General features: G+C 39.6%; 11 protein-coding genes, 1 tRNA gene and 1 pseudogene. 6 read left to right on the top strand and 7 right to left on the bottom strand.

All coding sequences use genetic code 11. The annotated features are described in order from the left end of the window. Window positions 1-70: 70 nt before the first annotated feature. The 5 genes from ruvB to JWP71_RS08625 form a co-directional block, all read right to left on the bottom strand. On the bottom strand, window positions 71-1,093 hold the full coding sequence (gene ruvB / locus JWP71_RS08645) for a Holliday junction branch migration DNA helicase RuvB (protein ID WP_299498664.1): 1,023 nt from the start codon (window positions 1,091-1,093) through the stop codon (window positions 71-73). 120 nt (window positions 1,094-1,213) lie between these two features. Then, on the bottom strand, window positions 1,214-1,945 hold the full coding sequence (locus JWP71_RS08640; RefSeq protein WP_299498661.1) for a polyprenol monophosphomannose synthase: 732 nt from the start codon (window positions 1,943-1,945) through the stop codon (window positions 1,214-1,216). Window positions 1,946-2,065: 120 nt separating this feature from the next. Then, window positions 2,066-3,559 (bottom strand): MFS transporter, encoded by a 1,494-nt coding sequence (locus tag JWP71_RS08635; RefSeq protein WP_299498658.1) that lies wholly within the window; start codon window positions 3,557-3,559, stop codon window positions 2,066-2,068. A 90-nt stretch (window positions 3,560-3,649) separates the two neighbouring features. Continuing rightward, a complete protein-coding gene (locus JWP71_RS08630; protein WP_299498656.1) occupies window positions 3,650-4,576 on the bottom strand; it encodes a hypothetical protein in 927 nt (308 codons plus the stop codon). A 47-nt stretch (window positions 4,577-4,623) separates the two neighbouring features. Then, complete coding sequence (locus JWP71_RS08625; protein WP_299498654.1) at window positions 4,624-5,802, bottom strand: acetyl-CoA C-acyltransferase; 1,179 nt, start codon at window positions 5,800-5,802, stop codon at window positions 4,624-4,626. Window positions 5,803-5,950: 148 nt separating this feature from the next. On the opposite strand from JWP71_RS08625, the gene JWP71_RS08620 reads away from it, so the two are divergent. Continuing rightward, window positions 5,951-8,017, top strand: coding sequence for an HDIG domain-containing metalloprotein (locus JWP71_RS08620; RefSeq protein WP_299498652.1), 2,067 nt, complete (start codon window positions 5,951-5,953; stop codon window positions 8,015-8,017). 201 nt (window positions 8,018-8,218) lie between these two features. Beyond that, window positions 8,219-8,305 (top strand) — tRNA-Ser (locus JWP71_RS08615). Between the two features lie 419 nt (window positions 8,306-8,724). Here JWP71_RS08615 and JWP71_RS08610 read toward each other — a convergent pair. Beyond that, the gene (locus JWP71_RS08610; RefSeq protein ID WP_299498650.1) at window positions 8,725-11,688 is read right to left on the bottom strand and encodes an ATP-binding protein; all 2,964 of its coding nucleotides are present in this window, start codon (window positions 11,686-11,688) and stop codon (window positions 8,725-8,727) included. A gap of 260 nt (window positions 11,689-11,948) precedes the next feature. Next, on the bottom strand, window positions 11,949-12,656 hold the full coding sequence (locus JWP71_RS08605; protein ID WP_299498648.1) for a Crp/Fnr family transcriptional regulator: 708 nt from the start codon (window positions 12,654-12,656) through the stop codon (window positions 11,949-11,951). Between the two features lie 97 nt (window positions 12,657-12,753). On the opposite strand from JWP71_RS08605, the gene JWP71_RS08600 reads away from it, so the two are divergent. From JWP71_RS08600 to JWP71_RS08585, 4 genes and pseudogenes are all read left to right on the top strand, one after another. Beyond that, a complete protein-coding gene (locus JWP71_RS08600) occupies window positions 12,754-13,416 on the top strand; it encodes a class I SAM-dependent methyltransferase (RefSeq protein ID WP_299498646.1) in 663 nt (220 codons plus the stop codon). A gap of 69 nt (window positions 13,417-13,485) precedes the next feature. Further along, window positions 13,486-14,079: a class I SAM-dependent methyltransferase gene (locus tag JWP71_RS08595; RefSeq protein ID WP_299498644.1), complete on the top strand. Its 594-nt coding sequence runs from the start codon at window positions 13,486-13,488 to the stop codon at window positions 14,077-14,079. A 55-nt stretch (window positions 14,080-14,134) separates the two neighbouring features. Beyond that, entirely contained in the window at window positions 14,135-15,793 is a 1,659-nt protein-coding gene (locus JWP71_RS08590; RefSeq protein ID WP_299498642.1) for a SulP family inorganic anion transporter, read from the top strand. A gap of 163 nt (window positions 15,794-15,956) precedes the next feature. After that, a pseudogene (locus JWP71_RS08585) lies at window positions 15,957-16,285 on the top strand (heavy metal translocating P-type ATPase); the annotation flags it as partial.

The raw sequence follows: 16,285 nt of genomic DNA, 5'->3' as shown, positions 1-16,285 counted from the left end.
CCTGTTGTGCAAATGCTTGTACCGATGTAATCAGCAAAGCAAAAAGAAGTATTTTTTTCATTAATAAGGGTTAAAACAATGAAGGATTACCCCCGGTTTTTAATTTGCCTAAATGTTTATAGGCGCTTTCTGTTGCCTCTCGTCCGCGGGCGGTGCGCATTAAAAAACCTTCCTGTATTAAAAAGGGTTCATAAACTTCTTCAATGGTGCCTTCATCTTCGCCCACGGCGGTAGCTATGGTTTTTAAACCTACCGGGCCACCCTTAAACTTATCTATAATAGTTGTTAAAATTTTATTGTCCATTTCGTCCAGGCCATGCTCATCAACATTTAAAGCATTCAACGCATATTTGGCAATTGTGGTATCAATATTTCCATCGCCTTTAATTTGGGCAAAATCGCGCGTGCGGCGCAATAAAGCATTTGCAATACGTGGTGTGCCACGGCTCCTGCGGGCAATTTCGTAAGCGCCTTCGTCACTTATGGGTGTTTTTAATATGGTTGCAGACCGCAATACTATGGTTGTCAGCAGCTTGGCATCATAATATTCCAACCTTGAATTTATGCCAAAACGCGCACGCAAAGGCGCGGTAAGCAAGCCCGAGCGTGTGGTAGCACCAACCAGTGTAAAAGGGTTAAGTGATATTTGTACAGAGCGGGCATTAGGGCCGCTCTCCAGCATTATATCTATTTTAAAGTCCTCCATTGCAGAGTATAAGTACTCTTCAACCAGCGGACTTAAACGGTGTATCTCGTCAATAAATAAAATATCGCCTGTTTCCAGGTTAGTTAGCAAACCTGCAAGGTCGCCGGGTTTATCTAAAACAGGGCCGGATGTTATCTTGATGCCAACCCCCATTTCATTAGCAATGATATAAGACAGCGTAGTTTTGCCTAACCCGGGAGGGCCATGCAATAGCACATGATCCAGCGCTTCGCCACGCTGACGGGCCGCTTGTACAAATACTCTTAAATTAGCTAATATTTTATGCTGACCGGTAAAATCCTCAAATGCCTGCGGACGTAAAACTTTTTCAATATCGCGTTCGGCAGGGGATAGGCGTTCACCATCAGGATCAAGATTTTCATTCATTAGGTCAAAAATAAGATTTTTGAAAGATTGGAGGTTAAAGATTAGAGATTAGTTTTTATTGCAGCGATTAAACAAGCCTAATTTTTAATCTTTAACCTCTAATCGCTGATTAACTAATCATTAACCCTCGGGATACCGTCTAAAAAAACTATTTATGCGCATACGGATAACCCCCAAAACAGCTTCTTTAAATATGCCTTTTGACATTTTTGAAGTTCCGGCCGTGCGGTCAGTAAATATGATAGGTACCTCGGCTACCTTAAAACCATGTTTTACGGCAGTATATTTCATCTCTATCTGGAAGGCATACCCGACAAACTTTATTTTATTAAGCTCTACAGTTTCTAAAACCTTGCGTTTATAACACATAAATCCGGCGGTAAAATCCTGGATATCAACACTTGTAATAAAGCGCACATATACCGATGCAAAATAACTCATCAGCACCCGGCTCATGGGCCAGTTAACCACATTTACCCCTTTAATATACCGCGAGCCCACAGCTACATCGGCACCTTCATCACAGGCAGTTCTTAGTTTGATCAAATCATCAGGATTGTGCGAAAAATCGGCATCCATTTCAAAAATATAATCATATTGGTGTTCAATGGCCCATTTAAAACCATGTATGTAAGCAGTGCCTAAACCCTGTTTACCTGCACGTTCTTCTAAAAATAAAGTATCAGGATAGGTGGTTTGCAAATTCTTAACAATTATTTGTGTGCCGTCTGGAGATCCATCGTCAATAATAAGGACATGAAAATTAAAGGGCAAAGAAAATACCTTGCGGATCATCCGCTCAATATTTTCCTTTTCATTGTAGGTGGGTATAATAACTATGCTATCAGGCACTTAGAAAAATTGGGGTTTTAGGGTAAACAGTTGAGTAAAATAACGGAATTAAAAACGGATAAAAAACATAAAAAGCAGGAAACTCAAAATTAATTCCGGCTTTTATAACGGTCATATCTTTTATAAATTGTTGGTGTCGGCAATCACCTGGTTATCAATTACCGGGTCTGTAATGTAGTTGCGTTCTTTCATCCGTGGCGAAACTAATAAAAACACTAAAATAAATACACTAATAAACGCTACAAAGAACCATTCGTAATTAGCGCCTTTTAGGTTTTTCGCCCACCAGCCACCATTTTCAATAAAGCCGTTAACAAGCGCAGTAATAAGATTGCCAAACGATACTACCAGAAACCAGATACCGGTCATGGTGCTCTTCATTGATTTCGGTGAATGCGTATAAGCATATTCTAAACCGGTAATTGATACCAAAACTTCCGCGGCCGAGAGTATCATAAATGCCAGTACCTGCCACCAAATTGACGGTGTGCCGCCATGTTCGATGCTGTTGTGGGTGAAAGCGATTACCACAAACGACACAGCGGTTAAAATTAAACCTGTACCAAGCCTGCGCAACGGAGTAGTTTTTAAGCCAATTTTATCAAAAAACGGATAAAGTCCATAATTAAATAGGACTATGAATATCATCAGAAAGATAGTATTAAATGTTGATACTGAACCTGGCTCAATAACGAATGAAGTAAAGCCAAGGTTGATATTGCGATCTGATCTGGCTGCATACAGTGTCCATTCTGAAAGGCATTGATCCCAAACAGCCCAAAATGCCAAAGCGAAAAAAAACACTGTCATTACACGGTAAACAGCTTTAATACCTTCAACGCGTTCCGGATCGTACTCGCTCTTTGCAACATCCAATACCGATTGTCCTGGTTTTTTTTGGCTAAGGTGAGTTAAAGAATACCAGGTAATAAATACGAGGTTATTACGATTAATACCTTGAGGAGGAACTTTTACATATTTTTTGCGACCCGAAAAGAATATTACAGTGGCAAGCGCCATTAGTATTCCCGGAATACCAAAAGCCCATTTCGGGCCATATAGTGTATAAGTAAGTGGAATAATGATAGTAGATAACATTGAGCCAGCATTGATGCTGAAATAAAACCAACCATAAACTTTTGAAAGCAGGTCCTGGTTACTGCTGTCAAACTGGTCTCCCACGTTGGCAGATACGCATGATTTGATGCCGCCCGCGCCGATGGCAACTACCAACATCCCAATTTCGAAGCCACCAAGGCTACTGTCAAACATTGATAGTAATAGATGCCCGAGGCAGTAAACCATGGATATATATAAAATTAGCTTATACTTACCAGTAAACCAGTCGGCAACCATCCCTCCTACAAAAGGCAGTGCGTAAGCTACCATCACAAATAAATGGTTTAACTTGTTGGCATGTGCGTCAGCTTGTTGTGACAATGCAGCGCTGCCCGTGGGGTTAAAAAATTGCTTTACCAAAAAAAGTGTAAGTATGGAACGCATACCATAAAAACTAAAACGCTCTGCAGCTTCGTTGCCTATAATGTAGGGAACACTTCTGGGGAACCGGGATTTACGTTTAACTTGATCTGCCACTAAGGTATCGTTAACCATATATTTTGTTTAAGTTTTTTCTAAAAAAAAAGTATTATTCCGGTAATGAAATTTATGCTCAGATATTAGTTGAACCTCTATAAAGATATGTTAATTTTTAACTACTTTTTTAGCAGTTGTTACAGGTTTGCTTTGTACACCGCTTTTGGGGTCTATGTATGTAACATCGTGTTCATCCGGTACATTACGCATATCTATATTATCAACAAACTCCCATCGGCCATCTTTTAAACGATAGCCATTATAAGTTAGATCCGGGCCATAAGTTTCGGGTTTGTCTTTTAGCTTTTTATCCGGCGGAGCCAGATTATCAAATACAATTAAATGTTGCGATGGTATGTACTTTAATAACATAGATGCCTGGCGCGCATATTCAAATACTACTCTTTTACGTTTTTTGCCATTGCCATCAAAAACAGGTAAACCAAAGACCGGCTTGCCGTTTTGGAAAGAAAGTATATCTATAACCTTTTTGGTTGATTTTACCGTATTGCCTTTCCAGCCTAATAAAACATAATAGGGGGTAGCGGCAGTTTGCACAGGTACAATGGTATAGTATTGTGCACCGTACCATTTATTATTATCTGTTAAAGAATCTTCGGGGTTTTTTATAAGAGGCGAGTAGTCGCCCAATGGGTATAGCTTTAAGGCGCCGCTTGTGTTAAGTTGAATAGCACCATAAAAACGATAGCTGCCGTCATCATTGGCAACATGCCAGCTAAATATCCGGAACGTATTATCAGGCGATTTTGTTATGGAGATAGTTTTTACAGAATCAAACGGAAAAGCAAATGAATTGGGTATTTGCAGGGTACTTACCAGTGTTTTTATAAAAGTATAGTTGGCGTTCTTCCGGTTGATATCATTATCATTATTAATAAATGTATAGCCAAGATGTTTCAGGCTGTCCTGATACATATTTAATTGCCTTATGCGTCCGCCATCATCAGTATGCTGTGCAAAGCTGTGGTTGCACAACAGCACCAATGCTATAATTACAAGAAAGTTTCTAATCACGCTAAAATATTTAATGCCACTTATACCCGTAAATATAGTGATTTATCCTAACGTAAATTTTCAATAACAATTGCACTTGCGCCGCCGCCGCCATTACAAATACCGGCAACCCCATATTTGCCATTGTTTTGTTGCAATACATTTAACAATGTAACAATGATACGGGCGCCCGAAGCACCCAACGGATGGCCCAGTGAAACCGCGCCGCCGTTAACATTTACCCGCGCAGGATTTAATTTTAAGGCCTGGTTATTGGCAATTGATACCACAGAGAACGCTTCATTGATCTCATAATAATCAATATCGTCGCATGTTAAACCGGCTCTATGCAGTGCTAAAGGAATGGCTTTTGATGGTGCTGTAGTAAACCATTCGGGCGCTTGTTGCGCATCCGCATGAGCAATAATTTTGGCTATTGGCTTTATGCCTAACTCGTTTGCTTTTTCTTTACTCATTAGTATTACTGCCGCCGCGCCATCATTTAGGCTTGATGCATTTGCCGCGGTAACGGTGCCGTCTTTTTTAAATACCGGTTTTAATGTGGGGATCTTATCAAACTTTACAGTTGCAGGCTCTTCATCATCGCTGAATAAAGTAGCTTCTCCTTTTTTATTTTTTAATTCAACGGGGGTAATTTCAGCAACAAATTTACCGTCACCCTGGGCCTTTAAAGTTCTGTTATATGATTCTACTGCATAAGTGTCCTGATCTTCACGGCTAATATTACATTCGGTAGCGCATAGTTCTGCTGCAGAGCCCATGTGGTAATCGTTATAAACATCCCAAAGGCCGTCTTTAACCAGGCCATCAATAAGCAGGTCATTCCCCAGTTTATAACCCGTACGGGCCTTTGCCAAATAATAAGGTGCATTGCTCATGCTCTCCATACCACCTGCCAATACAATATCATTATTGCCCGAGGCAATGCTTTGTGCCGCAAGCATGATAGCTTTCATGCCTGATGCGCAAACTTTATTAACTGTAGTGGCCGGCAAGTAAGGTAAGCCGCCAAATATAGCCGCTTGTGTTGCCGGAGCCTGACCTAAATTGGCTGACAGTACATTGCCCATAAAAACTTCCTGTATATGCTCAGGCTTTAACCCTGATTTTTCAACCGCCGATTTAATAACCATACTTCCCAGCTGTGTAGCTGTAAATGATGCTAAACTTCCGCCGAAACTGCCAATAGGCGTACGGGTGGCTGCTACAATAACTACTTCTTTCATCGGTTTGATTTTAATAGTGCAAATTTATCTATTTTATTTTAAAAATTACTATGCTTGCATAGTAATTTTGGAACATATGTAACCAAACCAAGCAATAAAAAAAACATATAGCATAATTTATATTATTTTTGGGCGCTTAACTAAATAAATGGCAACACTTTCATCCTCACGTCAAAAGGCATTACTACGTAAATACGCCCGTAACCTTAAGTTTTTAATGATGGTGGGGAGTATTTGTTTAATTGTTTACGCGCTGCCCAAGCAGGCCAAATTTAGCTATGAAATACAAGAAGGCAGGATCTGGAATCAAAAAGATCTGATATCACCCTACAATTTCGCTATCCTGAAAACAGCCCAGGATATTCAAAACGACAAAAAGAATGCACTTGCAAGCATCACACCCATATACCAGCTAAATATCGGCGTAGCACAGCAACTATTAGAGGGTTTTAGGAATGACCTGGAAATTAAATGGCACAACTCGGGTATAAACGATAAGCAAAAAGAAAAATATATTGCGGCGGGTAATAACCTGTTAAAAGAAATCTACAGTAGAGGTGTTTTAGTCCTGAATCCTAAATACCAGCAAGGCAGGCAAGGCTACCCAATAACCATATTGGAAAAAAACATAGCAACTGATAAAAACACTACCGAACTATATACCAAAGAACAAGCGTTAGCTTACTGTAGCCAATTATTAAGCCAGCGTACCGATCTGGATAAAGCCTTTTTGCTCGATCTGCTGCAAAATCGTATTCAAAGCAACATAGTATATGACGATAAGCTAACCGCGCGGCTTGAAGCAGAAGTACTTGAAGGTATATCATTAACACATGGTATGGTGCAAAAAGGCGATATTATAATAGCCAAAGGATCAGTAGTTAATGACGAGGCGTACCAAAAGCTTGAATCGTACAAAAAAGCTTTCGAAGATAATGCACGGATAAATGGTAACCCCAAACTGGTGTTAATGGGGCAGTTTCTGCTGGTTTCTATAACCATTGCGTTGCTAATGATATTTCTATACCTGTTCCGCAGAGATATTTATGATGATAACCGGTTGGTGAGTTTAATATTGCTGGTAATAACGGCCATGTTATTCACTTTATCAATGGCTATAAAAATGCAGCTGCCTAACTTGTATTATATACCTTACTGTATAGTGCCTATTATTATCCGTATTTTATTTGATACCCGTTTGGCGTTAAATATTCATTTACTGGTAGTTTTAATAGCCGGCTTCTTTGTTCCTAACAGCTTTGAGTTTGCCTATTTTGAAATTACGGCAGGCATGGTATCTATTTACAGTATTAAAAACCTGATCAGGCGCGAACAGTTCCTTATTTCGGCGGTGATCATCACCTTTGCATATTTTGTAGCGTTTTTGGGTATATCATTAATACGCGAAGGCAGCCTGGTTAGTCTGGATTGGATTGGTTTTATTCCGTTTGTGGTAAGTGTGCTGTTAACGCTACTGGCTTATCCGCTTATTTATTTGTTCGAGAAGATATTTGCCATAACATCAGATATAACCCTTATAGAGTTAACCAATACCAACGCGCCATTATTGCGTGAAATGGCATTCACGGCACCGGGAACTTTCCAACATTCATTACAGGTAGCTAATTTGGCCGAGAACGCCATTTATACCATTGGTGGTAATGCTTTGCTGGTTAGGGCAGGAGCCTTATACCATGATATTGGTAAAATGGAAAATCCATTGTTTTTTGTGGAGAACCAAAGCTCTGGTTTTAACCCGCATGATAAATTGCCTTACGAAGAAAGTGCCCAGATAATTATCAGGCATGTATACAGGGGTATTGAAATGGCGCAGAAGGCTAATATCCCCGAAATTGTAATAGACTTTATACGTACTCACCATGGTAATACACGGGTAGATTATTTTTACCAATCATTTCTAAAAAATTTCCCCGAAAAAATCATTAACGAGAACACTTTCAGGTATCCGGGACCCATTCCTTTCTCAAAAGAAGCAGGGGTTTTAATGCTTGCCGACTCTGTAGAAGCGGCTTCCCGCTCATTAAAAGAGCCGGATGAAAAATCAATAAGCAACCTGGTAGATAGGATTGTAAAATATAAACTAGATCAAAATCAGCTGAAAGACAGTAATATAACTTTAAAGGATATTGAAACCATTAAAGAAATATTTAAAAGAATGTTGATGAGTATATACCACGTACGGATAGATTATTAGTGTGATGGTTAATTTGGGTTGAACAGGAGAGTGGCTGATTGAGTTACCGATCTGAAAATTATTATACTGACAGCCAGTTGTTTATAAGTTAAACAAAATCAACCATTCAACTTAATCAACTATTCACTAATTTTTTTTTGATGGCTTAGCCTAATTGCTATATTTGCAGTCCCTGAAAAAGGGGTTTATTGAAATAACATTGGTGAGGTGCCTGAGAGGCCGAAAGGATCAGTTTGCTAAACTGACGTACGGGAAACTGTACCGAGGGTTCGAATCCCTCCCTCACCGCTGATAAGCATATCAAAAAACAAAAAAGCCTGTAAATAATTGATTTACAGGCTTTTTTGTTTAACCGAAAATCAAAAAAACGACAAATTTCATAATAATCGTGAGTTATTCGGTGAGTAAAATCAATACCTCGAAAGCTACTCACGAATTATGGCATAATTCACCGATATACAAGGTATTCAATAGATGAACATCTGAACTTTTTAGTATTTATTTCGATATTTATTTATTTAAAATCGTGGGTGATTATACTGGAAAAAAGCTTGGGTTTACTGTTTTACCTTAAAAACCAAAAGATTACACCGGAGGTCCCATATCGTTAAGGCGAACCGTTCGGTCGTCGCTTATTTGCATAAGGTTAATAAGGGTATTTTGTGGGTAGTGCTTTGCCTGCTGATCGGATAAGCAACGCAATCACCTTATTTGTCCTGTGGTGGATCTGATGGGGTTTTTAAGAGACTGGTCATAAACAACTGCCATTTGTTGAGCTTTTTGTCAAATTCAATGACCTTCAGCGCGCTAAGCGGTAGCTTAATACTGATATGGGCGCCTTCGTTATTTGCTATCGAAAGTTGACCATTTAATTTTTCGACTCTGGATTTAATATTTCCAAGCCCCATACCGCCTGGCCGGGCATGAGTTGGATTTATCCCTACGCCGTTATCAGCAATGGAGATATACAGCATTTGCTCGTCGGTGAACATTTTTAATTCGATCGTCGTTGCTTTTGAGTGCTTAATGGCGTTATGCACCAATTCTTTAACTAACAGATATATATTTCTGCGGCTCTGCCCGGTAATTTTCAGATCAATAATGTCATCGGGTAATTCGGATACGAGATCGATCTCAGAGTGTTCAAATAGTTTATTAATCTGGAAATAAGTGTAATAAAGTAAGTTTTCCAGGTTGTCATTACCTACATTGGTGCTCCAGATAACCTCTCGTATTTTTACAGACAGATCATTTACCATGTTTTTGATCTGGCCTATCTCCGGGCCCGCATTTTCGTTTTTGCTGGCGGTATCAGCCAACGACTGAATAGCAAATACGCCTGATCCGATATCGTCATGCATTTCGGCGCTTATTCTTTGTCTTTCGGCCAAAATCAATTGCTGTTGTATATCAAATGTTTTTTTTAAGGCTAATCTTTTAAGCAGCATGGTTAGGTAACCGTATAAAATGAGGAGCAATAATACCAAACCTAAAATTATTTTAAAGCCTATTCCGCCCCACCAGGGTTGGGCTATGGTAAAATCATAATTAAGCATGGTGTCTGCCATTCCCAAACGGGGGTCAACGGCAATGGCTTTTAAGGTATAGGTTCCGGGCATTAATGACGAGAAGCGGATGGTTCGTTCTCCAGGTTCGGTTGTTAACCAGGTACTGTCTGTTTTTGTTGCCAGGCAATATTTGATGTAAATGTCTTTGGCTTTTAAATAAGCTGGTATGCCAATGTTAAATAGTACATTGTTTTCTGAGTAGGCTAATTTGTGGCTGCTATTTCCGGTTGCTATTTTATTGTTTACCTTAACGTATAACAGGTAGTTTTTCAGCTTCTTATCAACTGAGTTTTTTACAAGAGGGAAATTATCCAGCCCTGATGATGTAGCTAAATAAATCATTTGGCCCACACCGTCAAGATCAAACACTTCAGATGCGCTACGGTCAGGAAACTCGTAGTTGTCAACTAACGCCATTTTTTGCGTGTTAAATAACTGTAATGGCCCTGATCCAACTATCCATAAATTTTTATTGATCGGTTTAATATTGAATATCGACTTTGAAAACAGCCCGTTTTGAACAGAGATATGATTGGCACCGTTTTTTTCGACTACCAACATGCCGTTGCTGATCGTACCGATATAAAGTCGGTGATCTGTGTAGGCTAAGGAGGCGGCGTAAACCTGCTCGTTGTTAAATAAGAACGGCTTCATACCGTTCTTGTCAATTTTGAATAAACCGTTTTTAAAGGCCACAAACAAGGAAGCCTGATCCGGAAAATAGGAAATTGCCCGGCTTCGTATTCTCAGATAAAAATCATTATCGGCCGCGCTGTATTTGAACACATGGCCAAATGCGCGCATGATCTGCTGATTTAACCGGTCAGATTTTTCATGTGGCAGCACAAACAGGCCACTGGTTGATGCAATGTAAATGGCTTTGTTATCATAACATAACTGCTTTACGGTTTTAATGTTAACCAATTCTATAACCTTTTTGGTGGGTATATTCACCTTGTAGGTAGAAAGAGAAGACGCTACAATATAGTCATCTTGATTAATAGCAGTGATATGGTTTATTGACCCCGTGGCAGGCGATACCTTGATTTTAAAACCTGTATTTTTTGAAGCCGGATCATAAAGGATCAGGAAGCCCTTTTGAGTGCCAAGCAATAACTTGCCTTTATAACTTTTAATACTTACTACAAGGTCGTCATGATCTAAAGCTGGCACTATTGTTTTATTAGCTATATCTTTTTTGTGTTGCAGCAACAGCCCATAATACAAACTGCTGAACCATTTATTACCTTCAAGATCAGTGACTATAGCAGATAAGTTATACCCTTTTATTTTTTCACCATTTTTTAACGAGTAGCTGCAATCGGTCGTGTTTATCCATTGGTTATCGGCTGTGATAGAAAGGGTGTTGATAAAACTGTTAAATTTGAATTGTCGGTACTGTTTGACCGTGTCATTTTGCACCAGCAACTTTTTAATTATACCCGAAGGGTTAGCCATCAGGTACACGGTATCCTTATAAGTGTTATTGGCCAACGTGTAAATATTGCCCAGAATTTGGTCGTCCCCTGTATAAGTTATCTTTTTCAGCCCGGTTGCCGTTTTATACGAATACCAGGTTTGATCACCATGAACCAATACCTGGTCTTTTAATACTGCAAGGCTTGATGTATAGGTGTTCGTGCTGATGTACTTTCCGGTTAAATTTCGGGTATTAAGCACAAAAAGACCTTTGTCGGATGTTGCTAAAAGCTGGTCGTGAAACAGGATCATCCTGGGATAATTGTGCTCATTTTTATAGTCATAACTTTCTGCCAGCGTTACGGTTTCATGATCGATATAAAAGATCTGTCCGTTGAAATTATTGAACCAGATGCGGCCGTAATTGTCTTCCAGTAAATTGGTACACCCTAAAGAAATTTGACGCGGACTGCTAAAATGAACGCAGTTAATACCATCGTACCGGGCTACACCAAAATCGCTGGCAATCCATAAAAAGCCATGCTTGTCTACATGCAGGTCGTATATCTCCTTGGTCGGAAACTCAAATGCTTGTTTTATTGGATTGTCCTGGGCTTTTAACCCTGAGCAAACAAAAAATAAAAAAACGGTTAAATTAATCTTAAACAAAAACGACTTGTGCATGAGGTAGGTAAATTACCAGTAAATGTATATATTTTCATATAAAAGAAAGATGATCTTTATTAAGTAGGGTAAAGTGCTTTGATTTTTTTATCTACCTGAATCCCTTTCTTTTCCACCAGGTAACGTGAAAATAAGATCGGCAAAGTAAGTGGCAACCGGAAAAGGCTGAAATTTGTTTATTAAATTTTCAATAAACAAGGCGAGGGAAGGCCACGGTAAAGAATGCTGATGAACCTTAAACTGAGCAGTAGGCAGTATTTTTATCTGTAATTTGATTTTTTGATCAGCAACTTGATGTCCTTGATCCATATCTTCCGGCCGTCCGTTTCTAAAATCCCCTCTGTTTTAAATTCTTTTAATAGCCTAATCACATTTTCCTGCGCTATCCCCGCCATACCAGCAAGGTCCATTCTGGAGATATTTAAAATAATTTCCTTTTCATCCGATCCTTCTTCTTTGTATTTTTCCCGGAGTACGATCAAGGCAATAGCAAGCCGTTCCGGCGCTGTTCGTTGCGCGATCACGGATATACTGTTCGCCAATACCGTAAATTCATGGCTTAAAGCTTTTAATAGCCGCTGTGTAAAAGCAGGAGAGCGGTGTAAAATGCTGATAAAATCTTCTTTTGGTATGAAACTAATCAAACTGTCTTCTATAGCGGCCGCCGAGTCTGGGTATCTTTCTTCAGATAAAACCGCATGATAACCGATCAGTTCTCCATGATTAGCCACGTAAATGATCTGTTCTTTCGCCAAGTTGTCCACCTTGTACTTTTTGACTTTACCGCTTCTTATTAAAAAAATACCTGCGGGTACGGAACCTTCCCGAAAAATAACATCACCTTTCAGATATTTCTGATCACTTCGATTAGCAACCAAATCTGCATATTCTTCTTCGGAAAGGATATTAAGGATCGATTGCGTAGTAAAATTCCATCGATCGATCGGGAAAATTCCAGACAAACTCATAATATAAAGGTACGAATTTTAAAAACTGATAAATATCAGCTTCTGCATTGATTTCTTACGGTAAATCGCTTTCCTGCAACGGCTAAATTTGCAAGTCATGAAAGCTTACCCATTTTCATATTTCCCGCCTGTTCCTGATAACTACAACAGGAGCCTCCCAATCAAACAGAAAAGGGACCATTTAAATGATGCCCTGTTTAGCAATGATGCAGCGTTTGACTGGCTGTACCCGGAAAATTTTCAATTACTGTCCCTTAAACATTGGACACCGCTGGCTATTGCCTGCAAAGCAGCTGAATTTCTGGCGGAACCAGGTGCGAGGGTGTTGGACATTGGCAGCGGCATTGGCAAGTTTTGTTTGGCAGCGGGCCATCATTTTCCCGAAACTTTTTTCTACGGTGTTGAACAAAGGCATGAATTAATTTACCTGGCCGAACAGGCCAAAGGGTATACAAAGCTTTCCAATGTAAATTTTATTTACGCCAACATTACCCAGATCAATTTTAAGGAGTTCGATCATTTTTACTTTTATAATTCTTTTTACGAGAATATTGACCCCGAAAATCAAATAGATGATACTATAGAATTGTCAGAAAGCCTTTATACCTACTATAATCAATATCTCTGTGCGGCACTGGATGAAAAGCCTTCAGGAACCCGACTGGTTACCTTTCATAGTTTCGAAAAGGAAATTCCACCCGGTTTTAAACTGGCAGATATTTCCTGTAATGGCTTGATGAAAATGTGGATCAAGACCTGACCAAATGGAAACAGTACAATTTTCACGTTCGCGATTTAGAAATTTTCAAACCAAATAAAAAACACCAGAATGCTTAATGAACTATTAAACTCCTCTCTTTTCCGTCATGACAACGCTTTTGATGATCTGTACCCCGAACATATCCAGGAGTTGTCCCAGATGCATTGGACACCCGTGGATATAGCAAAAAAAGCAGGTGAATTTTTGTCTATTCCCAATACAAGGGTTTTGGATATTGGCAGCGGTGTAGGGAAATTCTGTATTACAGCAGGATTTTTTCACCCCGAAACATCTTTCTGTGGAATTGAACAGCGGGAAGAATTATACACTTTCGCCGAAATAGCCAAAGCGGAAATTGAATTGTCCAATGTGAATTTTATACACGGTAACCTGACAGAACTGGACTTTAAAGATTACGATCATTTTTATTTTTACAATCCTTTTTATGAAAATATTGAGCCCGATAGCCGTATAGATTATACCGTAAAGACCTCGTTTGAATTATATGACTTGTATAGCAGGTTTGTTTACCAAATGCTGGAGGAAAAACCTTCTGAAACGAGGCTGGTAACCTTTCATGCCCCGGATACACAAGTTCCTCCGGGTTACCAATTGGTCAATAATTCCTATAGCAGGGTATTGAAAATGTGGATAAAGGAATAGGACGGGGTGGTTTCATGCCCTGTTATAGGAATAATGATAGGTTAAAGTAAAAACCATGTTTAAACCAAAGTTAATTGATACTTTAAAAAATTATCAACGGGATCAGTTTTTTAAAGATATAATTGCCGGGATAATTGTCGGTATTGTTGCGCTGCCGTTAGCTATTGCATTTGCTATTGCTTCAGGTGTATCTCCCCAAAAGGGAATCTTTACGGCCATCATTGCGGGTTTGGTTATATCGGTTTTGGGAGGCAGCCGGGTGCAGATCGGGGGGCCAACCGGGGCTTTTATCGTGGTGGTATATGGCATTGTCCAGCAATTCGGTATTAATGGTTTGATTATCGCCACTTTTATTGCGGGCATATTGCTGATCATTATGGGGCTAACCAAATTAGGGAGTGCCATCAAGTATATTCCTTATCCCCTAATTATTGGCTTTACCACCGGGATTGCTGTTATCATCTTTTCATCCGAAGTAAAGGACTTTTTGGGCTTGAATATGGGAAACGTCCCGGCTGATTTTATCAGCAAGTGGATAGCGTATGGCCGGCACCTGTCTGCTGTAAATCTATATGCAGCGGGCATCGGCGGTTTTACCTTATTGATTGTCTTTTTATGGCCCAAAATCACTCATAAGATTCCAGAATCATTAATTGCCATTATCCTAACCACCCTGGCTGTTTATTTTTTTAAAATTCCGGTAGAAACCATCGGCAGCCGATTTGGGGCTATTCCCACTTCCCTACCCAAGCCTGTTATACCCGGAGTGAGTTTCGCCACTTTACAGCAACTGATCCGGCCGGCATTTACGATTGCACTGCTCGGTAGTATAGAATCGTTATTATCCGCGGTAGTGGCAGACGGTATGATCGGTGGAAACCATCGCTCCAATACTGAACTGATTGCCCAGGGATTCGCCAATATCTGTTCTTCCATCTTTGGTGGAATACCGGCAACCGGGGCCATTGCAAGGACTGCTACAAATGTAAAAAACGGAGGAAGAACACCGATTGCCGGTATTGTTCATGCAATTACCTTGCTCATTATTTTACTTTTTGTAGGCAAGTGGGCCGCACTCATCCCGATGGCAACACTTGCAGGGATACTGATTGTAGTGGCCTGGAATATGAGTGAAATAGAAAATTTTATCGATGTATTTAAAGGGGCAAAAAGTGATGCGGCAGTTTTGATAACCACCTTTGCCCTGACAGTATTGGTGGACCTGACGGTAGCTATTGAAATAGGAATGATAATGGCGAGCTTCCTGTTTATGCGAAAAATGATGCAAATTAGTTCTGTACAGCAAGCTGTTTTTTCGGCAGATCAGGCTGATGCGGTACTTGACCCGGATGATATTCCTAAAGGAGTTGATGTTTTTGAGATCAATGGTCCTTTATTTTTTGGCGCGGCTTATAAGTTTAAGGATGCCATGAAAGTTTTGGAAAAGCCTGCGAGAGTATTGATTATCAGGATGAGGAATGTGCCCGTTATCGATGCCACTGGTATCCGGGTATTAAGAGAAGTAAATAAGGAAATGAAAAGGCAAGGAACAAAATTGATCATTTCAGAAGTGGCCAACGAACAAGTCATGGGCGAACTGAAAAAAGCGCGCTTTTTATTTCAGATCGGGAAAGGAAATATCAAAGACACCTTTGAAAATGCTTTAAAGCGTACAAATGATATTTTATCGGAAGCCATTATGGATCAAAAATGAATTTGTAGTCCTATTGTCCCTTATAATTTTATGACGACAATCATTTTTTAAGCTTCTGATGATCAAATAAAATTAAGGTTTATTACCTGTATTTTGCAATGATATAAAGAAGAATATCATAAAAAGAAAAAAGTACTGGAAGTGATTTAGTAAATTGACGGCTATGGATATGAACAAAATGCCGACAGGCATGGATCACAGTAAAATACATGGTGGTCATGATCCGCACATGGTAATGTCGGAGCATGACCATCATGCGATGATGATCGCCGACTTTAAAAAGCGATTTTTTGTAGTATTGGTGCTGACTATTCCCATTATCCTGTTATCAACCATGATACAACACTTTATGGGTGTTAAATGGCAGTTCACAGGGTCTCCCTACATTTTGTTTGCATTATCATCGGTGGTATTTATATATGGCGGCTGGCCTTTTTTAACGGGTTTGGCAGATGAAGTAAAGACAAAGAACCCCGGCATGATGTTCCTGAT

The organism is Mucilaginibacter sp. (genome assembly GCF_028287845.1).
Lineage (GTDB): Bacteria > Bacteroidota > Bacteroidia > Sphingobacteriales > Sphingobacteriaceae > Mucilaginibacter.
Note: the sequence above shows the minus strand (reverse complement) of the source record. Positions and strands in the feature narration are given on the sequence as shown.